General features: G+C 70.0%; 18 protein-coding genes. 7 read left to right on the forward strand and 11 right to left on the reverse strand.

The features are described 5' to 3' along the window. The first annotated feature begins 152 nt into the window (after positions 1-152). Positions 153-1,454 (forward strand): acyltransferase family protein, encoded by a 1,302-nt coding sequence (locus ACWDOP_RS07940; RefSeq protein ID WP_456344452.1) that lies wholly within the window; start codon positions 153-155, stop codon positions 1,452-1,454. Positions 1,455-1,544: 90 nt separating this feature from the next. Here the strand turns inward: ACWDOP_RS07940 and ACWDOP_RS07945 are convergent, their stop codons facing one another. From ACWDOP_RS07945 to ACWDOP_RS07975, 7 genes are all read right to left on the reverse strand, one after another. After that, positions 1,545-2,510 carry an LLM class flavin-dependent oxidoreductase gene (locus ACWDOP_RS07945; RefSeq protein ID WP_456344453.1) on the reverse strand — a complete coding sequence of 322 codons (966 nt, stop codon included), beginning with the start codon at positions 2,508-2,510 and terminating at the stop codon, positions 1,545-1,547. 340 nt (positions 2,511-2,850) lie between these two features. Next, positions 2,851-3,648 carry an LLM class flavin-dependent oxidoreductase gene (locus ACWDOP_RS07950; protein ID WP_456344454.1) on the reverse strand — a complete coding sequence of 266 codons (798 nt, stop codon included), beginning with the start codon at positions 3,646-3,648 and terminating at the stop codon, positions 2,851-2,853. A gap of 206 nt (positions 3,649-3,854) precedes the next feature. After that, the gene (locus ACWDOP_RS07955) at positions 3,855-6,659 is read right to left on the reverse strand and encodes a DUF5682 family protein (protein ID WP_456344455.1); all 2,805 of its coding nucleotides are present in this window, start codon (positions 6,657-6,659) and stop codon (positions 3,855-3,857) included. Then, on the reverse strand, positions 6,656-7,774 hold the full coding sequence (locus ACWDOP_RS07960) for an ATP-binding protein (RefSeq protein WP_454201385.1): 1,119 nt from the start codon (positions 7,772-7,774) through the stop codon (positions 6,656-6,658). Before ACWDOP_RS07960 ends, ACWDOP_RS07955 begins: the two co-directional genes overlap by 4 nt. A 10-nt stretch (positions 7,775-7,784) precedes the next feature. Then, complete coding sequence (locus ACWDOP_RS07965; RefSeq protein ID WP_456344456.1) at positions 7,785-9,164, reverse strand: vWA domain-containing protein; 1,380 nt, start codon at positions 9,162-9,164, stop codon at positions 7,785-7,787. Then, positions 9,161-10,537, reverse strand: a complete 1,377-nt coding sequence (locus ACWDOP_RS07970; RefSeq protein WP_456344457.1) for a hypothetical protein — start codon at positions 10,535-10,537, stop codon at positions 9,161-9,163. The genes ACWDOP_RS07965 and ACWDOP_RS07970 overlap by 4 nt, the downstream gene beginning before the upstream one ends. Next, complete coding sequence (locus tag ACWDOP_RS07975) at positions 10,537-10,989, reverse strand: hypothetical protein (protein ID WP_454201382.1); 453 nt, start codon at positions 10,987-10,989, stop codon at positions 10,537-10,539. Before ACWDOP_RS07975 ends, ACWDOP_RS07970 begins: the two co-directional genes overlap by 1 nt. 705 nt (positions 10,990-11,694) lie before the next feature. Here ACWDOP_RS07975 and ACWDOP_RS07980 point away from each other — a divergent pair. Together ACWDOP_RS07980 and ACWDOP_RS07985 are read left to right on the forward strand one after the other, a co-directional pair. Then, positions 11,695-13,482, forward strand: coding sequence for a hypothetical protein (locus tag ACWDOP_RS07980; protein WP_456344458.1), 1,788 nt, complete (start codon positions 11,695-11,697; stop codon positions 13,480-13,482). Further along, positions 13,475-14,074 (forward strand): class F sortase, encoded by a 600-nt coding sequence (locus ACWDOP_RS07985; RefSeq protein ID WP_456344459.1) that lies wholly within the window; start codon positions 13,475-13,477, stop codon positions 14,072-14,074. Before ACWDOP_RS07980 ends, ACWDOP_RS07985 begins: the two co-directional genes overlap by 8 nt. A gap of 103 nt (positions 14,075-14,177) precedes the next feature. Here ACWDOP_RS07985 and ACWDOP_RS07990 read toward each other — a convergent pair whose 3' ends face one another. Both ACWDOP_RS07990 and helR read right to left on the reverse strand, forming a co-directional pair. Continuing rightward, positions 14,178-15,005, reverse strand: a complete 828-nt coding sequence (locus ACWDOP_RS07990; RefSeq protein ID WP_456344460.1) for an NADPH-dependent oxidoreductase — start codon at positions 15,003-15,005, stop codon at positions 14,178-14,180. A gap of 80 nt (positions 15,006-15,085) precedes the next feature. Then, positions 15,086-17,284, reverse strand: coding sequence for an RNA polymerase recycling motor ATPase HelR (helR, locus tag ACWDOP_RS07995; protein WP_456344461.1), 2,199 nt, complete (start codon positions 17,282-17,284; stop codon positions 15,086-15,088). A 313-nt stretch (positions 17,285-17,597) separates the two neighbouring features. Here helR and dapA point away from each other — a divergent pair, with 313 nt between their 5' ends. Both dapA and ACWDOP_RS08005 read left to right on the forward strand, forming a co-directional pair. Next, complete coding sequence (gene dapA, locus ACWDOP_RS08000) at positions 17,598-18,506, forward strand: 4-hydroxy-tetrahydrodipicolinate synthase (RefSeq protein ID WP_456344462.1); 909 nt, start codon at positions 17,598-17,600, stop codon at positions 18,504-18,506. A gap of 63 nt (positions 18,507-18,569) precedes the next feature. Beyond that, the gene (locus ACWDOP_RS08005) at positions 18,570-18,950 is read left to right on the forward strand and encodes a DUF1801 domain-containing protein (protein WP_454201376.1); all 381 of its coding nucleotides are present in this window, start codon (positions 18,570-18,572) and stop codon (positions 18,948-18,950) included. Between the two features lie 24 nt (positions 18,951-18,974). Here the strand turns inward: ACWDOP_RS08005 and ACWDOP_RS08010 are convergent, their stop codons facing one another. Both ACWDOP_RS08010 and ACWDOP_RS08015 read right to left on the reverse strand, forming a co-directional pair. After that, positions 18,975-19,679 carry a respiratory nitrate reductase subunit gamma gene (locus ACWDOP_RS08010; protein ID WP_456344463.1) on the reverse strand — a complete coding sequence of 235 codons (705 nt, stop codon included), beginning with the start codon at positions 19,677-19,679 and terminating at the stop codon, positions 18,975-18,977. 152 nt (positions 19,680-19,831) lie between these two features. Continuing rightward, positions 19,832-20,539, reverse strand: coding sequence for a hypothetical protein (locus ACWDOP_RS08015; RefSeq protein WP_456344464.1), 708 nt, complete (start codon positions 20,537-20,539; stop codon positions 19,832-19,834). Positions 20,540-20,785: 246 nt separating this feature from the next. Here ACWDOP_RS08015 and ACWDOP_RS08020 point away from each other — a divergent pair, with 246 nt between their 5' ends. Both ACWDOP_RS08020 and ACWDOP_RS08025 read left to right on the forward strand, forming a co-directional pair. Next, positions 20,786-21,799: an iron chelate uptake ABC transporter family permease subunit gene (locus ACWDOP_RS08020; RefSeq protein ID WP_456344465.1), complete on the forward strand. Its 1,014-nt coding sequence runs from the start codon at positions 20,786-20,788 to the stop codon at positions 21,797-21,799. After that, positions 21,796-22,845 (forward strand): FecCD family ABC transporter permease, encoded by a 1,050-nt coding sequence (locus tag ACWDOP_RS08025; protein WP_456344466.1) that lies wholly within the window; start codon positions 21,796-21,798, stop codon positions 22,843-22,845. Before ACWDOP_RS08020 ends, ACWDOP_RS08025 begins: the two co-directional genes overlap by 4 nt. Positions 22,846-22,847 lie beyond the last annotated feature (2 nt).

A 22,847-nucleotide genomic window follows, 5' to 3' on the forward strand; every position in this document is an offset into this window, starting at 1 on the left:
CCACCGTCCGTGTGCGCCGGTTCGGCAGCCCGATTTGATGTCCGTCTCGTCTGGATTGGTGCAACCGCGACCAGCGTGCTACTAATCTCAGCTGTGCGCCGCCCCGGTTCCAGCTCGTTGAATATGTCCCGACATTTCGGCGGCTTTCCCTCATGACAGTCGACAGCCCCATCGCGCCCGCGGTCGCCCCCGTGGAACCAGTGGCGCGCGGTCGCTCCGGGCGATTCGAGTTTCTCGACGCGTTGCGCGGCCTGGCGGCTCTGGCGGTGGTGGTCCAGCACTGTTCCGAGCGGCTCTGGCCCGAGTATTTCCGCTTCTCGCAGGCGTATTTCGGACTCGGCGAGTTCGGTGTGTTCGTCTTCTTCATCGTCAGCGGATTCATCATTCCGGCCTCGCTCGAACGCGGCCGCTCGCTGGGCGCGTTCTGGGCCGGCCGGTTCTTCCGGCTCTTCCCGCTGTTCTGGGCCTGCCTGGTCGCGGCGATGCTACTGAACTCGTTCGGCAGATATGAACTGCCGGATCCGTTCTGGGATCAGCCGGTCCTGAACTTCCTGGCGAACCTGACCATGATGCAGTTCTTCATCGGCGGCTGGGACATCCAGATCATCGGCGCTTCCTGGTCGCTGTCCTACGAGCTGGTGTTCTATCTGATCCTGTCGCTGCTGCTCATCGCCCGGCTCAATCGCCGGTCGGTGCCGTTGGCGGTGGGCGCGCTGGTCCTGATCGTGCCCGGCGCGCTGTTGCCGCCCGCACTGCTCACGAGCGCGGACGCCGGCGCCCTGACCCGTTCGATCGTGGTCGTCGCGACCATCACCGCGGCGACGGTCTTCGCGTGCCTGGCGACCGACCGCCGCGCCGCGCTCGCCGCGATCCTGATCTCGGTGATCGCCGTGCCCCTGTTCCTGAATCAGCCCGGCGCCTCGGTGCTGACCTTCGGCTACCTCGCCACGATGTTCGTCGGCACGGTGCTCTACCGCATGACCGCCGGCGAGATCACCGCGCCGCGCGGGTGGCTGGTGTTCGCCTTCGCCATGTGCCTGATCTTCGGCGTCAGCACCTTGGTTCCGGCCGTCGTCGATCCGATTACCGGCGTGTGGGTCACCTGGGTCAAACAGCCCCTGACGATCCTGCCCGCCTACGTGATGTTCGCGGCCTTCCTGCTGCTGCGCCGCTACTCGTTCCCCCGCCCGCTGCTCTACCTGGGCCGAATCAGCTACTCCCTCTACCTGGTTCACGCGCTGATCCTCGATGCCATCCCGCGCTGGAACACGTCGGTCCTGGGCGTTCCCGCTCAGTGGCTGACCCTGCTGACCTGGGTGACGTCGGCGCTGCTGATCTCCGCGCTCACCTACCGTTTCATCGAGAAGCCCTGTCACACTCTCGGTCACCGCGTGATCGCCAGGATCGACTCGCGCAAGCCTTCGGCCGAACGGCCCGCTGCCGCAGCCGTGTAGACGTATCGAAACCGGTTGGCCGACAAGGCGTGGCCGTCGTCCTGGTCTCGCACTCCGAGTGACTGCTCGCCGATCTCGCCGACGCGGTTGTCAGGCTCGATCCGAATCGGTCCACGGCGCCATGACTTCGTCGGCGAACATCCGCAGGCTCATCCGCACCGCGGCGGGGGCCGGCCCGGCCGGCTGTACGTTGCACAGGAACTCCGTCGCCCCCGGCAGTCCCGGGTCCCGGCGGATCGCGGCGCCCACCGCCGCACCCGTCCCCAGATATCCGTGCCCGGTGTCCACGTAGTCCAGTGCGCTGAACCCGGCCGGAAAGCGGCCCGCCGCAATGGAAGTCGACACCCAGCGCTCGATCCCCGGTCGCATGTGCTCGAACGCCGCCGCCGCGCTCTCGGCGCACAGGACCGATCTGGACAGTCCCACCCTGGGCTCCCGGCCCGCGGCTTCCTGCGCCGCACGGTATTTCGCCACCCGTTCGGCCGCGATCTCGTCCCTGGGCCCCTGCGGTGACGACGTCCGGCCGGTCAGCACCCCGAGATCGAACTCCGCGGCCAGCTCGAATCCCGCGTCGGACGCGGTGCCGATCCACAGTCGTTCGCGCAGCCCGTTCCCCGCCGGCACCAGATCGCCGTCCTGCCCGAGCAGCGCGCACAGCTCTGCCAGGTTCTCGGCGAACCGCGCGTGCCGCTCCTCGTGCTCGCGCCCGAACCGCGCGGCGGTCCCGGCATCCGCCCCCGCCCCCAGCCCCAACTCCACCCGGCCGCCGCTGAGCGCGTCCACCGTGGTCGCGTCCTCGGCCAGCCGGATCGGATCCTCCAGCGACCCGATCATCACCGCCGTCCCCAGCCGGATCCGCTCGGTCCGCTGCGCGATGGCCGCCAGCACCACCAGCGGGGACGGGCAGTGCGCCCGCCACGCCCCGAAGTGGTGCTGTGCCAGCCAGAACGAGTCGAATCCGCACTCCTCGGCCAGTACCGCGAGCTCCACCACCTCCCGCAATGCCGTCGCGGAGTCGCCGTCGCTCACCACATGCGAGATGAACCCGAATCTCATACGCAACCCATCCCCTCACCGCTGCCTCGGTCGCGTCCACCGTAGACCGCGCCGCGTTCGGGCCTGCGGGGAGCGGTGCCGGCCGTTGCGCGTCGGTATCCCCGTTGCCGGCAGAGGCAGGGGTGAGTACGCCTGCGTCGCGAGGCCCCGTCCGGCTCGTGCTGTACCTGCTGCCGGAGATGCGCCGGCGCGGCTCGGGCCACATCGTCTCCCGGATGCCGGGTGGACAGCCGCGTCGCCTACCTGGGTGCGGCTGTGGTTCTTTGCCAGCCACTTCGGATGTGAGGCTTCGCGCCGCGTCGGGGCGGCGTGCGCCCCGGCTCCGACCGGAACGGCAGTCCTACTGCGAGGCGCGCAGGGCGGCGGCGTTCGCGTAGTCGGTCCGCCAGCCTTCCTGGGTGGGGGCCAGGACCACACGGGTCACGCCGGCGGACTCGTAGGCGGTCAGCAGGTCGGCGGCCGCATGCGGGTCGGCGGGGAGGGTGGGGGCGACGACGGTGATCGTGGGGGTGGGGCGGTTGTGCTGGGCCGCACGGGTCTTCAGGTCCGTGAGCAGGGCGGGCAGGTCGGCCAGGGGCGGATCGATCGGCATCCAGGCGTCGCCGTGGGCGGCGGCCCGGGCCCGGGCGCGGGAGCTGTTGCCCGCGACGAGAATCGGGGGAACGGGGGACGGCGGGGACAGGACGGGGTGCAGATCGTCGGCCAGGGGTGCGGGGGCGCCCGAGATGAGGGCGGGCAGGTGGGTGAGGGCCCGATCGGTGCGGGGGCCGCGTTCGGCGAAGGGCACGCCCGCCGCGCGCCAGCCGATGTCACCGTGCGCGGGGTTACCGGTGCCGATGCCCAGGAGCACCCGGTTGTCCGAGAGTTGCTGCAGGGTGGCGATCTCCTTCGCCGCCCAGGCCACGGGTCGCAGCGCCACCAGCAGCGCGCCGAAGCCGACCTTGATCCGGTCGGTGACCGCCGCCGCGGTGGTCAGCGCCACGGTGCTGTCCAGCATCGGCTGGCTCGCGATCAGATGATCGGTGGCCCAGAGGGATTCGAGCCCGGCATCCTCGGCGGCCCGGGCGGCGGCGCGGAGCTCGGCGCCGGTGTGGTGCGGTCCCGAGGTGGGCAGGAAGACGCCGATCTGAACGGGCATCGGGATGACCTCCGAAGTCGTAGCGAGTGGTGTGCCACCAACGCTAGGACGCCGCGGGGACCGTTCCAATGTGCGATGCGCTCGGGCCCATGCCCGGAACGCGCACCGCCCGCTCCGGGCGGTCGACAACGGCGCGGCGGGAAGCCCGGACAACGCATCGGGCCGGACCCGGCGAGTTCGCCCGGTCCGGCCCGATGGGTATCGCGTCAGCGCGCCGCCGCGCCGAGTTGTTCGGCCAGCGCGCTCGCGGTGGCCGGGAAACGGTCCAGCAGCTCGGTCAGCTCGCGGTCACCGACCGGACCGAGTTCCCGCCACGCGCCCTCGACGCCCAGGAGCGCGGCGAGCGCGTCGCAGGCGGCGGGGTGGGCCGCCAGCAGTTCCGCGGCCGGTCCCTGGGGGAGTGCGGCCGACGCCGGTGCGGCAGGGGTCGCGAACTCCACCGACCACGGGGGCGTGAAGGCGTCCACGGCCGGTAGCGCGCCGGGGAACGTGCGGGCCGCTTCCCGGACCAGCCCGGGAATCAGGTCGGCCGTCTGCTCCTTCAGCGTGGTGATCAGCTTCGGCAGCCAGGGCAGCAGCACCGTGTCCGGCAGCGACCCGAACGCCTTCGACAACAGCTCCACCACAAAGGGTTTCAGGGCCGGAGCGGGGTCGATGGCCTGGACGAAACCGCTGACGTACTGCGGAACCGTGGGCAGCACGAGGGGATTGGCGAGCATCGCGTCGCAGCGCTCGCGCAGGTCCGCCAGGCTCAGCAGCCCGAGCTGGAACCGGGCCGCCCACAGCAGCGCGACCTTGGCCGGCGCCTCCGGATGCGACTGCAGGACGGCCAATTCCAGCTGCGTGTGATCGCAGCCCAGGGACAGGGCCAGGTTCTCCATGCCGAACAGGAACCCGAGCATGGCCGTGACCTGAGCCGGACCGGTCTCCTCGGCGGCGAACGCGGTGGGCAGCAGGGTGCAGTAGTGGGAATAGCCCGCGGTGACGAACCGCTCGCACCAGGCCGGCAAACCCTCCTCGGTCGACCGAAAGTAGTTGAGCAGCAGCCGAATACGCCGCAGCACCACCGGAGCGTCGTCCACCGTGCGTTCGGCGGCCAGCAGTTCGACCGCGCGATTGCCCAGCTCCGACGCCAGGCGCACCGAGCCCAGATACACCAGCGCGTCCTCGACCGCGCCCAGCGCCACCGCCGCGGTCGCGTCCGGCGCGGAGACCGCCCGGCGCAACCGCTGCTCGAGCACCTGCTCCACCGACACGCCCTCGTAGCCGAGTTCGACCAGTGAACGCTGGTACTTGCCCAGCCCGATATCCCAGCTCTCCTGGATGGAGGTCTCGCCGAGCCCGCGCGAACCCATGATGGGCCGCACCGCGTCCTGCGGCAGCAACCGCCGCAGCAGCCAGAGCAGATCCGAGCACGGCCGCAGGTCGGGCGTGGCCTTCACGTCCAGCAGCGCGCGCTGCAGTGTCCGCTTGGACAGATCCAGACCCAGCGGCGCCAGCCGATCCAGCACATCGCGCGCCAGCGGCGGCAGGGCCGCGTAGCCGACCTGGCCGATACGGTCACCGCCGAGCAAGATCTCGCACAGCCTGCGCACATCGCGCCGCCCCGGCACCCGATCCTTCTCGATGCAGGTGACCGCCGCGTCCTGGAAGTCGTACGGGGTCGGACGCGCTCGATTGCGCAGGCCCGCCAGCAGAATCGAGGTCTCGAAGATCGCGATGGCGTCGGCGGTGCTGGCCAGGTAGCCGTTGCGCCGCGCCAGCCGCACGATGTCCACCGACCATTCCAGCAGTTCGGCCTCGTCGAGCGGATCCAGCGCCGACGGCCGGGACAGGAACCCCGACAGCTGATCCCGCACCTGCGCTTCGGTCTCGCCCGCGAGGACGGGCAGCTTGCTCGCCCGCGGCTTCGCACCGGGCTGCCCGGCCAGCTGGAAGGGCTGTAACTTCCCGCGCCGCAACCCCTTCGACCAGGTCGCCGCCGCGATCGACACCGCGCCGCCGGCCAGCCCGAACTGCGCCTCGATCGCCGAATTGCTCGACGGAATGAGCCCGTAGTGCCAGGCGGTGGCCGAGCGCGGGGAGATCTCGAACGGTGCGTCCGAGTCGACGCCGAACTGCTCCACCGGACTCGCCGCGTGCGCGGCGCCGCAGATGTACAGCGCCCGAGCCGGGTCGATCGCGTTGGCGGACAGGTGTTCCCGCATGCGGGTCCACATGTACCGCTCGCGGTCCTCGTCCTCCACCGTGCTCCCGCGCCGCAGTCGGCGGAACAGGCTGCCGATCATCACCATGACCTGGCGGTAGGTGTCGTAGTCGGCGCCCGCGAGCGGCTGCTCCACGTACTGGTCCCACCACTCGGACCAGTGCCGGACCTTGCCGTGATGCAGCAGATGCTCTTCCAGTTCGGCGAAACGCGGTCGCAGGTCGCCGATCTCGATGCCGACCGCCGCGCCGTGCAGGCCGTCCTCCTCCGGACGCTCGCTCTCTGCGGGCAACCCCGGTTCCTCGGATTCCCGCGGCGCCCACTGGAAGACGTGATCGGTCGACCGATCCACCAGCACCAGTTCGACATCCGGCGTCTCGAGCGCGTACGCGATGGCCTGGTACTCGGCCGAGGCCTCGGTGATCGGCGCGACCACCGACAGCGGCGCCCACTCCGCCGGGAAGCCCGCGGTGTCGGTGGCGAACGCCTGCAACGCCACCGGCAGACGGCAGTTGCGCAGCTCGTCCAGCAGCGGCCGCATGTCCTCGCACAGCTCCAGATAGATGACGGCGGGCTGCTTCTCACGCAGCCGCCGCACCATGGCCAGTCCGGACGCGGGCGAGTGGTGGCAGACCGGGAAGATCTCCAGGCGTTCGGACAGCGCCCGGTCGACGTCGTCGACGATGCCCGCGAGGATGTCGCCCGCCGCCCCGGGCGCGCCGGCGAACGCCACGGCGGCGTCGGTCAGCTGATCACGCAGTGCGGCAAAGGTATTCGGCGCGCGCCGAGTCTCGGAGACGGTCACGAGAGCCTCGCGATCGCGGCCCGCCCGCCCTCGAGGAACTCGCCCCAGGGCGCCTTGCCCTTCTTGTCCTTGGTGCGCGGCTCGACCACCCCGTGCAGGTACTTGTTCAGAATCGCCAGGTCCTCGGGCGCGCGCCGGGCCAGCGAGCCGACCAGCGAACCCGCGAGGTCCTGCGCGCTCAGCGCACTGGCCCCGAAGAACTGGCTGTGCAGGATGGCGTCCTCGAGGACGCCGATCTGCTCGGCGGTGGACAGCGCGGACTCGAGTTTGTCGTCATCGCTGGTGGCGGCGGCCGCGGCGGCCCGCAGATCGGCGAAGCTCTCGAGCAGAATGTCCAGCAGCGTGGGCGGCACCTCCAGCTCGATCGAATGGCGGCGCAGCAGTTCGGCGGTGCGGAAGCGCACGATCTCCGCCTCGCTCTTCTTGTTGGACACCACCGGGATGCGGACGAAGTTGAACCGTCGCTTGAGCGCCGAGGACAGATCGTTCACGCCGCGGTCGCGACTGTTGGCGGTGGCGATGATCGAGAAGCCGGGCTGGGCGAAAACCACGTTGTCGTCATCGAGTTCGGGAATCGAGACGTACTTCTCCGACAGGATGGAGATCAGCGCGTCCTGCACGTCGCTGGTGGACCGGGTCAGCTCCTCGAAGCGCCCGATCACGCCCTGCTCCATGGCGGTCATGATCGGGGAGGGGATCATCGACTCCCGCGACTGCCCCTTGGCGATGACCATGGAGATGTTCCACGAGTACTTGATGTGGTCCTCGGTGGTGCCCGCGGTGCCCTGCACCACCAGCGTGGAGTTGCGGCTGATGGCCGCCGAGAGCAGTTCGGCCAGCCAGCTCTTGCCCGTACCCGGATCGCCGATCAGCAGCAGCCCGCGATCGGAGGCCAGGGTGACGATGCTGCGCTCGACGAAACTCCGGTCGCCGAACCACTTCTGGTCGATCTCGCGATCGAGGCCGTCGGCGCGTTCGGAACCGAGTATGAACAGCCGCACCATCTTCGGGCTCAACCGCCACGCGAAGGGCTTGGGGCCGTCGTCGATGGATTCGAGCCAGTCGAGCTCCTCGGCGTACTTGATCTCGGCGGGGGCGCGCAAAACGTCGTTCATGGAAGGTCTCCTAGTCGAGGAAGTTCTTGAGCTCGTGCACGAGCTTCTGGATGCGTCCGGACAGCACCGGGGTGCCCAGCGCCTTGAAGCGCTCGCGGAACCACGGGTTGACGCTCTGGTGGCCGGAGCTGTTCACCGAGCCGACGGGGATGAGCTTGACCCCCGAACGGTGCACGGCCTCCATGGATTCGAACAGCGGTTGCGAGCGGTCGAACTCGTAGAAGTCCGAGATCCACACCAGCACCGTGTTCTTCGGGTCGGTGATCTTGGGCTGGGCCATGGCCATGGCGATCGGCCCGTCGTTGCCGCCGCCGAGATTGGTGCGCAGTAGCACCTCGAACGGATCGTGCACCCACGGTGTCAGATCCAGGGCACGGGTGTCATAGGCGATCAGGTGCACGTCCACCTTGGGCAGGCCCGCGAAGATCGACGCCAGAATGGTGCAGTTCACCATGGAGTCGACCATCGATCCGGACTGATCCACCACCACGATCATGCGGGCGGGCACGGTGCGCTTGGCGGTCTGGCGATAGTAGAGCCGATCGACGTACAGCCGTTCGTCCCGCGGATTCCAGTTGGGCAGATTCTTCCAAATCGTCCGGTCCACATCGAGATTGCGCAGAATGCGCTTCGGCGGAACCGAACGATCGACGGTGCCGACGCTGGTCTGCTGCACCTGGGTGCGCAGCACCTCGGCCACCTCGTCGATGTAGCGGCGGATGAGGCGTTTGGCGTTGGCCAGCGCGACCCCGGACAGATTGTGCTTGTCCCGCAGCAGTTGTTCGATGAGCGACATGCTCGGGGTGAGCTGTGCGGCCAGCTGCGGATCGGCCAGCACCTCGCGCAATCGCATGCGGGACACCAGCTCACCTTCGAGCCCGGTCAGCACGCCGTGCACGCTGCCGGCCTCCTCGCCGAGGCAGCGGCGCAGCCAGTTGGCGTCGGACTGCCAGCCCGACAGCTGTGTGGCGCTGACCTGCCCGGTGCCGGTGGCGAACACGTTGAGCAGCAGCTTGGAAACCAGTGCGGCGGTGCGGACATCGGCCGCACCGATCGCCGCCGGTGCGTCGGCGACGAGCTCGGTCGCGTCCTCGGCGGTCTCGGCGCCGCCGGTCTCGCCGGTGATATCCGCCTCGCCGCCGGGCGTATCCGTGCCGGCGGTGTTCTCCGTGAAATCGAGCCCGTCGAACTCGGCCCGCATGTCCGGATACCGCTGCACCACATTGTCGATCGAGATGCCCGGATCCAGCACGGCCAGCGGCAGTCCCAGATCGTCGACGATCCCCGCGCTCGCCTGCTCCAGGGTCGGCTGCTGATCACCGGCGAACACCCCGGCCAGCAGTCGCCAGTAGAGCACCTGGCGGCGCGCCTCGTGATTGGGTTCGGTCATTTGCGCAGCAACCGTCCCGCGCGTTCGCGCAACACCGCGACGGCGTCACCCGACTTCGCCTGCGCCTTCGCGACTTTCGGGTCGGTGGGACCCAGCGCCCAGTCACCGTTGTGCAGGGCGGTCAGCGTCGTCTTGACCTTGCGCTGCACGGCGAGCGGCCGGACCGACCAGCCGCTCGCGTCCCAGCGCAGCAGACCGATCAGCAGCGCGGAGCCGGTCACCGCGGCGGCGGTGAGCGGACCGGCCGCGGGCAGCGCGTCCAGATCGATCGCGATGCGCTGGTCGCCCGATTCCAGTGCGCCCTCGTGGATTCGGTAGCCCTCGAACAGCACCGGCACGGCGACGTGCACGGGGTCGCGATCCAGCGGCGCCACCGCCTGGGCCGTGGCCTGCGGCAGCTGCACGGCGGCGGTGGCGAACGGATCGGCGTCCGTACCCGCCTTCGCGTGATTGTCGTCCCACAGCAGGTCGCCGGTGACCGTCAGCGCCATCTCGGTGAGATCCAGCGCGCGGTGCTCGGCGAGCGCGGTGAGCAGTTGCCGATGCGTGCCCAGCAGCTGCCAGACGGCCGGGCCCACGATGGTGTCCACCTTGGCGGCGGCCACCGAGACCCGCACCAGGCGGGCCGGAGCGTCGGTCACCTCCAGGACGCCGTGCACCTGGATCTGCACCGCGGTCCCGTGCTCGTGCACGTCCACGCCCAGGGGCAGAAGCCGACCCGAAACAGTCTCGGCGGCAAGGGATTCCGTGCCGCGCCAGGACAGCAGCAGGGCGCGCGCCCACAGGTCGGCCCAGCGCCGCGCCGGCACCCGGTCCATGGTCGCGACGGGGGACGAGGCGGCGAGTTCGGCGGTGAAGCCGTCCAGCAGCACCGCCAGGCGGCGCAGCGCCGGTTCGGCCAGCAGGGCCTCGACGGTGCGATCGGCGGCCGACACCAGGTCGTGGTCCACACCCCGCCAGCCCGCGATGGCGAGTTCGCCGAGCCAGGCGCGCGAACCCGCGGCCAGCGCGCTCGGGGTCCCGGCCGTGGCCGCGGCGGTCCACTCGGATCGGTTGCGGCCCAGCGCCTTGTCGGCCTGTTCGAGCAGGGCGTCGTGCACCGCGCCCAGCAGCGCGGCGCGGGCGGCGGCCAGCGCCGACAGTTCGTCTGGACCGATGGCCCCGGCGCTCACCTTGGCGACGGCGTTCGACACCGCTTCTGCCAGAGGCGATCCCGCGACGCCCGCCGCCAGCGCGGTCAGCGCCGCGTGCTGCGGTTCGGACACTCGGGCGAGCCCGTTGATCAGCGCGGTGTCGAAACCGCGCACCGCGTCCAAGGCCGCGGTGACACCGGCCGGCGTCTCCGCCAGCGCGGACAGTTGTACGGCCTGCATCAGCGACCCACCCCCGCCGGGAACCAGTGCAGCTCCGGAATCGGCGCCGTGCTACCCGGCAGTTCCAGGTAGGTCAGATGGCGCAGGAAGCGGCTGAACACCGCCGCGGCGGGCGCGGGATCGCGAGTTCCGTTGAGATACCGGGAAAGTCGCTCGCCCTCGGGTACCTCGACGCGCAGGTACCGGGCCACTCGATCCTGGCCGTACTGCAGCACCGCCTCGCTGATGAGCGCGTCCAGATGCTTGCAGGCCCACCCCTGGTTCAACCCGCCGCACGGCCGATTGTTGTTGGTGCTGCAGCTGAGCCCGTGCGTGCCCGCGGTCACCGAGGCCACGTAGACCCGGGCGATGTCCGAGCCGCTGGACACCACGCCCTGCAGCCGGCCGTCGGCCAGTTCCACGAACGGCACCTTGTTCAGCTTGCGCGGTGCGACTGCGGGCAGAACCCGCACTACAGAAGCATTTTCCCAAGCCGGTTCCTCCGGCGTGGCACTCGTATTCGAGGCCATCGTTCTCCCTCCCGGTCGATCACGATGCGCCCAAGGTATGTGACCCCACCGACAAGCCGCGGGCGGGTCGGAAAGTGCACGGGGACGGCGGGTTCCGGGCTCACCCGCGGTGGCGGGGGCGGGGTCGCGCGCATGCTCGCGGAGCCCTCGGGCAACCGGTGAGCCACCTGGATTTCTCGTACTCGCAGCGCAATTGTGCGGTGTCGGAAACGCTTCGCCGGTGTTCGAGTGGTGATGTGTTCCCGGAGTAATTGCGAAGCCAATCCCGTTAGGGGATCGGGCTACGGAGTCGGGCGCCGGTTAGGGGCAATAGGGGGATTAGGGGCCGGTCGAACGCCGCCGAAATCTGGTCATCCGTCCATCTGAAATTTTTGAAATGCTCGCGTTTTCAAGAAGATAAGCCCTGTTCAGGGTGCTCTTCGTGAGATGTTGCCCGGATTCGTGGACGGCGTTTATCTCGCATGCCGGGACGGCCGACCGGCACCCGTAACAATTCCTCGCGAACCGGCGACACCCATTCAAGCACTTGACGAGTCGTCTACACGGCACCGTTGACACCGGCTGTTCGCTGTCGATTCTTTGCGTCGGCACCGGGCCGCACTGCTTCCCCGCGGCGGTGGAAGTTGATGAATGAGAGGTCGAAATCTGATGTCGGACTATTCAATCGCCAACTCTCGGCGATCTCGACTAGCCGCCGCCGGGGCCGTGGTCGCCCTGGCGCTCGCGGTGACCGGGCCCATCGCGGCCACGGCTGCGGCCGATCCGGCGCCATCGACCTCGGCCACGGCCGATGCCAAGGCGGATGTGAACGTGAACGTACAGGTGCCGCCGATCACGGTGCCCTCGGTCGCGGTGCCCGCGGTGCCGACCAGGGCGCCCGAGGTCGCGGTGCCCCCGGTCAAAGCCCCCGAGGTGAACGTGCCGCCGGTGCAGATCCCCGAAGCGTCGGCGCCGACGGTCGCGGCGCCGAACGTCCAGGCCCCGGTCGTCAACGTGCAGGTCCCGCAGGTGCAGGTCCCCCAGGTGCAGGTGCCCCAGGTCCAGGTTCCGCAGGTGCAGGTGCCCGAGGTGCGGGTGGACGGCGCCGCCGCGGCGGCGGGCAATGCCGCCGCCGGGGTGCAGGCCGACGTGACCGCAGCGCTCTCCGACGCCGATATCCAGGCGCGGGCCCAGGCCGAGGCCACCACGAAGACGACCGTCGACGCGGTCGCGAGCGCCCAGCGCGATCACGACGCCGCCGTCGCCGCCGCCGCGCAGTCCAATGACGCGGCCGCCCAGGCCACCGTGGCCGCGACACAGGCGAAAGTCGATGCGGCACAGGCATCCGCGGCCTCGGCGCAGGCCGATCAGAACCTCGTCATCGCGGCGCAGACCGTGACCAAGCTGCAGGCCGACGCCACCGCCGCGCGCACCGCGGCCGACGCCGCCAAGACCGCCGCCGCCGATGCCGCCGCGGCCGCGCGCGCCGCCGCGGACAAGGCGACCACCCTGGAGGCCCAGGCCGCGGCCGCCACCGGGGCCGAAGCCTCGGCGAAGCTCCAGCTGGCCACCCAGGCGCGGCTGGACGCCCAGGCGCTCGCCGACGCGGCCGCCAAGGCGCAGCTGGCGGCCGACGCCGCGGCCCAGGTGGCAAGTGCCGCACAGGCTTCGCTCGACGCCGCGCTGGCGCAGAAGCTGACCATCGAGAAGGGCGCGGCGCAGGCCTCGGCCGCGGCGAACCTCGCGCTGGCGACCAAGCTCGCCGCCGACGTCACCGCGGCCCAGACCCTCACCACCGGGCTGACCGCGAAGCTGAACGACGCCAAGCTCGACGCGCAGACGGCGCTGGACGCCGCGCTGGCCGCGCAGTTGGCCGCCGGGGTCCAGGCCGGCGTGGACCTGTCCACCGTGGTCGCCGCGAACGCCCAGATGCAGGCCCTGCTGGACACCGCCCTGCAGGCCAAGCTGGCCGCCGACGCCGCCGCGGGCGTCGTGACCGGTCTGCAGCTGCAACTGGACGCCGCCAATGCGGGCCTCGCCGCCGCATTGAGCGCCCAGGCCGCGCTGACCGCCGCCGCGGCGGCCGCGCTCGCCGCCGGTGTCGCCCTGGTGGTGGCACTGAACCTGGGCGGACAGCTGTTCGACGCCATCGGCATCACCAAGATCGACTCGACGACCGCGATCGTCGCCGACACCGGGGTGAAGCTGGTCGGAATCTTCGACGGCGACGGGGCCTTCACCGTCGTGGACTACTACCGCACCGGTGAGAACGGCGTGGAGACCCTCGCCGGTGGCCTGCCGCCGGTGGAACTCGCGCTGGGCGACGGTCCCGCCGACGACTCGGGCGTGCCGTTCGCCCTGCTGGGCGCGGGGGCGCTCGGTCTGGTCGCGGCGGTGGGCGCGGGCACGCTGGTCATCCGGCGCCGGCGCGGTGCGACCCACGACGCCCTTGCCTAGGGCACGGCTCTGGCTGGTGGGCGCGGCCGCGATCGCGCTCATCGCCGGATGCTCGAGCGAGTCGGCCACGCTGCCGCCGCCGGATCGTTCGCCGGTGCCGTCCCGGATCGAAGCGACCGCCGCGGCGGGCGTCATCGCGCCCGCCGAGCCGACCGCCATCGAACTGCGTTCCCCGGCCGGGGAGACGTACCTGAGCAGCCCGCTCAACGCCGAGAAGCTCATGCGGGTGGGACAGCGCCTGAATCCGGTCAACGAGCTGCCGGTGTGGTGGGGCGAGAGCGGCGTACCCGGGACCGACACCAAGGAGACGGTTCTGGTCGCGGGACACAACTACAGCAAACGCGTCGCCCCGTTCCGGTCGCTGCGCGTGGTGCAACCCGGTGACCTGGTGCTGTTGAGCACGCCGAACGGGGTGCTGCGGTACACGGTCGAGCGCACGACCCCGCTGCCCAAGGGATCGCTGCTGAGCCAGAACGAGTTGCGCGACCACGTTCCCGGTCGCCTGATACTGGCCAATTGCGATGTCGTGGACGGTGAACCGACCGACAACAATTACCTGGTGATCGCCCAGCTGGAACGGCCCGCGAGCTGAACCGGATCGGCGACCGCCGCGGATCGCGGGCACCCGGCTTCCTCGTTACGCCGGGTGCCCGCGATGTCGTTGTGCCACAGTGCTTTCAAGGCATTTCAGTACGTCAGTGCAGCGGAAAGCCCTGCGCCGCGAGCTGCTCGCGCAGCCGGTGGCGGCCGTTGAGGGCGGCCGCCGAACGCAGCCGGCCCAGTACGCGCTCGGTCCAGGAGTGCGCGAGGTTCTGCTCGGCGTAGAACTCCGCGATCCGGGTCTCGTACTCGGCGATGTGGCCCAGTTGTCCTGTCGCGTCGTAGGTTTCGTTGTGCAGCACCGCTTCCCGGGGCAGGCGCGGCTTGACGCGGGCGTCCTCGGCCGGGTCCGGTACACCGACGACCAGGCCCACGACCGCGAAAACGCCCGGGGGAAGGCCCAATTCGGCGGCGACCTGCTCGGGATTGTTGCGGATCGCGCCGATGTACACGGTGCCCAGGCCCAGGGATTCGGCGGCCACCAGCGCGTTCTGGGCGGCCAGCGCCGCGTCCAGGAAGGCGACGTAGCTGGTTTCCAGGTAGTCCGCTCCGGTGAGTTCGGTGTCGCGGTCGGCGGCCAGTGCGCGCAGGCGGGCCACGTCCGCGGTCCACACCAGCAGGACCGGGGCCTGGCGGATGTGCTCCTGGTCCCCGGCCAGCGCCGCCAGGCGCGCCTTGCGCTCGGGATCGCGGACCGCGACCACGCTCCACACCTGCAGGTTCGAGGAGGTGGGTGCGGACTGCGCCGCCGAAACCAGCAGCGAGAGCACCTCATCGGACACCGGATCGGGCAGGTACCGGCGCACGGATCGATGCTCGTGCAGCACCCGCAGGACGGAGTTCCACGCCGCCGGGGCGGACGGCGCGGGGTCGCGGTAGCGCTGGGCCACGATCTGATCGGGGGCGGAAACGGTCTGCGTCATGCCCGCCATCGTCGCCGCCCCGCCGCGCCGCGTCAGGTATTGCCCGCAGCTCGAGCCGAACTGCGGGCGCCGTCTCTCGGTTACCGCACCGACTCGGCCGGGGCCGGATGCGCGCCGACCGGGGTGAGTCCGGACAGCACCGGCGGCAGCGGTGCGGTGTGCAGCACGCCGAGACGCTGGGTGGCGCGGGTCAGCGCGACATACAGTTCGGCCGCGCCGCGCGGGCCGTCGGTGAGAATCCGCTCCGGATCCACCACCAGCACCGCGTCGAATTCCAGCCCCTTGGTGTCCGAGGCCGGGACGGTTCCCCGCACGCCGGGCGGCCCGATCACGATGCTGGTGCCGGGCAGGCCCGCCTCGTCGCGCACGAATTCGGCTATGGCGCCGGGAATTTCATCGACCTCGAGCTGCCGGGACCAGGGTTCGACACCGCAGGCTCGGACCGATTCCGGCGCCCGGACATCGGGTGCGAACTCGGCGAGCACCGCCGCCGCGACCGCCATGATCTCGGCCGGGGTGCGGTAGTTGACGGTCAGCGAGCGATAGACCCAGCGGCCGGGCACGTACGGCTCGAGCATCTCGCCCCAGGTCCTCGCGCCCGCCGCCGATCGGCGCTGCGCGAGGTCGCCGACGATGGTGAAGGAACGACCGGGACAGCGGCGCATGAGAACTCGCCAGTCCATCGCCGAGAGTTCCTGCGCCTCATCGACCACGATGTGCCGGTAGGTCCATTCCCGGTCCGCCGCGGCGCGTTCGGCCAGCTCCCGGGTATCGCGTTCGAGAAAGCGATCGGCCAGATCCTCGGCGTAGAGCATGTCGGTGGCGAACAGATGGTCCTCGTCGTCCATCATGTCCTCGCGGCTGACCATGTTCTCCAGCACCGTCGCCGCGTAGGCCGCCTCCGCCCGGCGCTCGCGTTCGGCGCCGTCGTCCGCGGGCTTGTCCGGGCCGAGCAGATCCACCAGCTCGTCGAGCAGCGGAACGTCCGACACCGTCCAGGGTGCGTCCGCGTCCCGGCCGAGCGCGGGGTCGCCCCCCGCCGCCGCCAATCGTTCGGGTGACGAATACAGCTCGGACAGCAGCGTTTCCGGCGTCAGCACCGGCCAGAGCTGATCGACGGCGGCCTGGAACGGCCGGTGCTCGGCGAGTTCTTCGAGCAGGTCGGTGCGCAGCTGCTCCCAGGCTTCGCGATCGGATCGGGTCAACCAGCCCTTGCCGATCCGCGCGATCGCCCGTTCGGTCAGCGCCCAGGTGAGGATCTCCAGGAAGACCGCCCGCGCCTCGTTGTGCGGGCGTCCGCTCTCGCGCGCCTCCTGCCGGGCCCAGCCGGCGATCTCGGCGTCGATGCGCACGGTGACGTCGGCCAGATCGATGGGCATCGGATCCAGCGGTACCCGCTGCCGGTCGGCGATCGCCGCCGCGAGCACCTCGAGCATGCGCAGTGAACCCTTGTGCCGCGCGGCGTCCGGGGCGTCCTCGGCGGTGGCGTGCAGGCCGGGGAGCAGGTCCGCGGTGGTTGTGAACACGACGTTCGTCTCGCCCAGCGACGGCAGCACGCGGCTGATGTGGCGCAGGAACGCGGGATTGGGGCCGACCACGAGCACGCCGTGCCGTTCCATCTGCTCGCGTTTGGTGTACAGCAGGTACGCGACGCGGTGCAGGGCCACCACGGTCTTGCCCGTACCCGGGCCGCCCTCGATCACCAGGACGCCCGGGTGATCGAGGCGGATGATCTCGTCCTGTTCGGACTGGATGGTCGCCACGATGTCGCCCATGCCGTCGCCGCGCGGGGCGTTCACCGCGGCGAGCAGTGCGGCGTCACCGCGTTCGGCGCCGTCCGGACGCCCCAGCACCTCGTCGGTGAAATCCGTCACGATGCGCCCGCGCGTGTGGAATTGCCTACGCCTGCTCATGTTCTCGGGGGTCGCGGCGGTGGCGGTGTAGAACGCGCGCGCCGCGGGCGCCCGCCAATCCAGCAGCAGCGGTTCGAATTCGTCGTTCTCGTCCAGGATGCTGATGCGGCCGATGTACGAGTGCTCGCCGTCGATCGTGTCCAGTCGCCCGAAGCACAGGCCGTTGTCGGCCACGTCGAGCCGTTTGGCCTGCTTGGCCAGTGCGCGCACCTCGAATTCCCGTTCCATGGGCGATCCGGCCTCGCCCCGCAGTGCCGCCGCGTACTGTCCTTTCACCCGTGCGCGCTCGGCGTCGAGTCGCGCGTACAGCCCGGTCACGTACTCGCGTTCGGACCGCAGTTCCTCGTCATATCCCCGTACCGACATTCGTCCCTGCCTTCCGGGCGATGGCATCGCGGCCACCACCGTCCCGTCGGCGCGGACCGGACCGCCCGCCGGTCTCGGTCCACGCATCGTGTCGTCTCCTGTTTTCGCTGGTTCCAGGCTCAGGTGAGCGAGTATGCCCCCGCCCCCGGGCCTTGCCGCAAGCCCCGGGGTGCGCTATAGATTGGAAGGGGAAGAGAGAGCCGCTCGCTCGCCGAGCACGTGCCCCGCCCCGCTCGACCATTAAGCGCTGTTTCGCAATATCGGCAAGAAACCATCGCTGGACCCGGTCTATCGGGCCGCGCACCATAGAACCATGACCGCGCCCCTGCACCCCGCTGAGCTGCTCTTCGGCACCAATCTGGTCGCGATGGTGACCCCCATGCAGCCCGGCGGCACGATCAGCCGACCCGACCTCGACACCCTCGTCGACCACCTGCTCGCCACCGGCTGTGACGGACTCGTCGTCGGCGGCACCACCGGCGAATCACCGACCCTCACCGACACCGAAGTGGCAGGCCTCGTGCGCGCGGTCTCGGACCGAGCCGGGGGCCGCGCCCGCGTGATCGCCGGTGTCGGCACGTACGACACGGCCTCGACCGTGCGCAAGGCCCGCGAGGCCGAGGCGGCCGGCGCGGACGCGCTGCTGCTGGTGTGCCCGTACTACTCCCGCCCGCCGCAGGCCGGCGTGATCCGGCATTGCCTGGCGGTGGCCGACGCCACCGAACTGCCCGTCATGCTCTACGACGTCCCCGCGCGCACCGCCATGGAGCTGACCGCGGCCACGATCGTCGAGCTCTCCGGCCATCCGCGGATCCGCGCGGTGAAGGACGCGAAAGGCGATCTGTACGAGGCGATGACGGTGATGAACCGCACCTCGCTGGCCTACTACTGCGGCATCGACGAGCTGAATCTGCCGTACCTGGCGGCCGGGGCGGCCGGTGTGCTCAGCGTGGTGGGCAACGCCGTCGCCGACCGCAACGCCGAACTCATCGCGGCGGTTCGCCGCGGCGATCTGGATTCCGCTCGCGCCCTGCATGTTTCGCTCATCCCGATCATAGACTCGCTGATGCGGACCACCGGCGGCGCGATCATGGCCAAGGCCGCGCTGTCCGAACTCGGCATCATCGAGCACCCGACCGTGCGGCTCCCGCTGGTCGAAGCGCCGGCGGCGGATCTGCTCGCCCTGGGTGCGGCCCTGTCCACCATCGGCGTTCGCGTCTGACGCGACACGCAGTACGCGCTGGCAATTCCCGATGAGAACCGAGCGGTCGGTAAGAATTCGGGAATGGCCACCGATGATGCGAATTCGCCGTCGCGACTGATCGACGCGCGGATCGAGGAATTGGGCGATTGGCGTGGCGAGACCCTGGCTCGGATTCGCGCCCTGGTGCGGCGCGCCGATCCGGAGGTCGTGGAGGAATGGAAGTGGCGCGGCGTTCCGGTGTGGTCGCACGACGGGATGATCTGCACGGGCGAGACCTACAAGGATTACGTGAAGGTCACCTTCGCCAAAGGCGCGCTGCTGCCCGACCCGCAGGGGCTGTTCAATTCCAGCCTCGACGGCAATACCCGGCGCGCCATCGATATTCGGGCCGAGGACACCCTCGACGAGCATGCGTTCAAAGCGCTGATCGCGGCCGCGGTCGCGCTCAATACCGCCCGATAGGTTCGGTTTATCCGGGACGTTTCCCTACCGCGAGGTGAGATCGCGGTCCGGCCGCAGTTCGCGGCGCGGCGGGACCGGCAGCGTCCGGACCGCGCGGACCGTGCCCCGCAGCAGTCGCAGCGCCGGCACGGTGAAGATCCCGGCGAGCCGGGTGTACGGCCAGATCGCGATGAGCATCATGACGATCAGCCCGCGAATCTGGTAGAGCGCGGGCGCGTGCTGCATGACCTCGGGATTGGGCTGCAGCGTCAGCAGCGAGCGTATCCAGGTGAAAAGCGTTTCGGCGGTGCGATACCGGTCATCGCTCGAGTTCGGATCGAAGGTGATCAGCACCGCGCTGACCATGGTGGCGACCAGCACCGGCAGCGTGATCCGATCGATCGGGGTCACCCGCGGCCGGGATTCGGCCGCGATGAGCGGCGGCACCAGAATCAGTCCGGCGCCCACGATCGCGAGCGGAACGGCGACGAACTGACCGATCATCAGAATCACGTACACCGTCCCCTCCGGCCGTGAATGCGGACCGGAGACAACCATTTCGACGAATCGCACCGCGGCCAGCAGCGGCACCCCGGTGCGAAATGCCAAGCTGCCCAGCCATTGCGCACGATCGATCCGGGGCCCGTACAGGTAGGCCAGGAAACGATCGCGCCGATAGCGCCAGATATGGCCCGCGACGCAGGAAAGCAAAGCGGCACAGGGCAGGAAGACCCATACCAGGTACATCATGGCGTGACTTCCTTGCCCGAGCAGCTACCGCGTTGTCGCACCACTCTTGCACGAACGCGGTGCCGGGAAAAGAGGGCAGCGGGAGTGTCCGCACGAAGCCTGGCCCGACTGAAAAGCCGGGCCTGACCTTTATGTCTGAGTCCTGCGCGAGGTTACTTGGTGGCCGGGGGAGTGAACGGCTGGTTGATGGTGGTGAAGTACTGCACCGCGGCCAGAATGGCGACCGGGGCGGTGATCAGAATCTGACCGGCGAGCGTGCCGAGGAAGCCGACCAGGCTCGCGCCGACGATGCAGCCGCCCAGCGGTCCCGCGCCGAACAGGGCGAGCAGCGGGGTCGTCGCGGCGAAGGCGACGCCGGCGCCGACCAGGCAGCCGAAGGCCGCGCCGCCGATGCCGCCGACGACGGTGGCGATGCTGGCGCCGAGGCTGATGGTGGAGCCCAGCCGGCTCCAGGCCGCGACCTCGCGGTCGTACTCGGTCTTCCAGGGCGCCTGGTTCTCGTAGGGCAGGGCGACCGGCTGGTAGACCGCGTGCGCCAGATCGAATCGGGGCGTCAGGGTCGCGGTGCGGTCGGTGATGTCGGCGGCGATCGGGAACACGAAATCGTCGACGCGGAAGGCGAGTTCGGTGCCCGCGACGGTGACGCCATTGGCGGCCTTGACCTTGAAGACACCATCCTCGACGACCATGGAGCCGGCATCGGTGGTGATGACGGTATTGGTCTGGGTGGTGGTAGTGGTGTAGTTGATCGCGGTTGACTCGGTCGAATCTGCCTGCGGTGCAGCACTACTCGTTCCCGCCGCGATCACGGATGCGGTGCTCAGGGTGGCGGCGAGTAGGGCGACCTTGGTGAATCTCACTGCGGGTGAACCTCTTTCCATTCCCTCATCAGGGCGTGCTCGGGTCAGCCCCGGCACGGACGCGTTCGATTGCGTTGCGGGGCTGCATATTTCGATCTCGTCCGACCGGATCTCAACACTCGCGACTGCTGCGAATTTCCTGAGCAGTTGCTGTGAATCGGACAAGCGACACACTAGGGTAGGCAAGCCTTACCTTTCAAGACCTTCGTTACCGTCCCTCACGAGAAATCCGGAGAGAACGAAAACATGGATGCGAGCCCGCGCGCACGGCCCCGGCACTGGCCGGGCTGGCTGCTGACGGTGGTGATACTGGCGGCAACATGCCTGCTCAGCCTGCTGATCGGCGCCAAATCTATTCCGGTCGGCGAGGTCTGGCAGGCGCTGTGGTGGGCCGACGGCTCACCGGACCATCTGATCATCACCGGGTACCGGGTGCCGCGCACCCTGCTCGGCCTGCTCGCGGGCCTCGCGCTCGGCGTCGCGGGCTGCCTCATGCAGGGCCTGACCCGCAATCCCCTGGCTGATCCGGGCCTGCTCGGCATCAACGCCGGAGCCGCTTTCGCCATCGCGCTCGCGGTCGCTTTTCTCGGCGCGACCGAGATCACCTCGTACGTCTGGTTCGGCTTCGCCGGAGCCGCGGTGGTATCTCTCATGGTTTACCGGCTCGGTACAGCGGGTAGACAGGGTGCCGATCCGATTCGGCTCACCCTCGCCGGGGTCGCGGTGACCGCGGTTCTCACCGGCCTGACCAAGGGTTTGATCCTGTTGAACACCAAGGCTTTCGAAGAGATGCGGGAGTGGGATTCGGGGTCGCTCACCGGCCGCGGCTACGACGTCATCGCCGGCGCCGCGCCGTTCATCGGACTCGGTCTGGTGCTCGCGGTGATCGCCGCCCGCTCGCTCAACGCGCTGGCGCTCGGCGATGACCTGGCGCATGCGCTGGGCGTGCACGTGGGCCGCACCCGCCTGCTCACCGCCACCGCGCTCACCCTGCTGTGCGGTACCGCGACCGCCGCGGTCGGCCCGATCACCTTCATCGGCCTGGCGGTGCCGCACATCGCGCGCCGGCTGGTCGGGCCGGACCAGCGGTGGATCGTCGCCTACTCCATGCTGCTCGCGCCGATTCTGGTGCTGGGCTCGGATGTGATCGGCCGCCTGCTCATTCGGCCCGACGAGGTACCCGCCGGGCTGGTCACCGCCTTCCTCGGCGCACCCGTGCTGATCTGGCTGGCGCGCCGGGACCGGGTGAGTGCGGCATGAGCTCGACCATCGACTTCGGCCGGTCGCTGCTGACGGTGCGCACCCGGCGGGTGACCGCGCGGGTGGGGTTGCGCACCACGGTGGTGTGCGCGGTGCTGGTGATCGCGGCCCTGCTCATGGGCGTGGTGGCGCTGGGCACCGGCGACTACGCCATCGCCCCCGACCGGGTGGTGCGGGCGCTGTTCGTCGGCGATCACCGCTTCGATCGACTCGTGGTGTGGGAGTGGCGTTTTCCGCGCGTGATCCTGGCACTGGCGCTGGGCGCCGCGCTCGGGGTGAGCGGCGCCATTCTGCAGTCGGTGACCCGCAATCCGCTGGGCAGCCCCGACATCATCGGCTTCAACACCGGCGCCTACACCGGGGCCCTGATCGTCATGCTGAGCCTGGGCGGCGGTGGATTCCAAACCGCCACCGGCGCTTTCGTCGGCGGCGTGGTGACCGCGCTCGCAATCCAGCTGCTGGCGTTCCGGCACAACGTCTCCGGCTTCCGTCTGATCATCGTGGGTATCGGGGTGAGCGCCATGCTGTCGGCGGTCAACACCTGGCTGATTCTGCGGGCGGATCTGCACGCGGCCATGTCGGCCGCGGCCTGGGGTGCGGGGTCGCTCAACGGGCTGTCCTGGCCGCAGGTCGCGCCCGCGCTGATCATTCTCGCGCTGCTCGCCCTGACGCTCGGTCCGGTGGTGCGGTGGCTGCCGGTGCTGGAACTCGGTGACGATCAGGCGAGTTCGTTCGGCATCCGGGTGGGGCGGGCCCGCCTGTCGCTCATCGTGCTGAGCGTCGCGCTCACCGCCGTGGCCACCGCTGTCGCCGGGCCGATCGCGTTCGTGGCGCTGGCCGCACCGCAACTGGGCCGGAAACTGGCGCGTACGCCCTCGGTCGCGCTCGCCCCGGCCGCCGCCATGGGGTCGCTGCTGCTGGTGACCTGCGACTGGATCGCACAGCGCTTGTTCGCGCCCACCCCGCTGCCGGTCGGCGTGGTCACCGTCTCGATCGGTGGGCTGTATCTGGTGTATCTGCTGCTGGCCGAGGCCCGGCGGACTTAGGA

The organism is Nocardia sp. NPDC003693 (assembly GCF_053981095.1).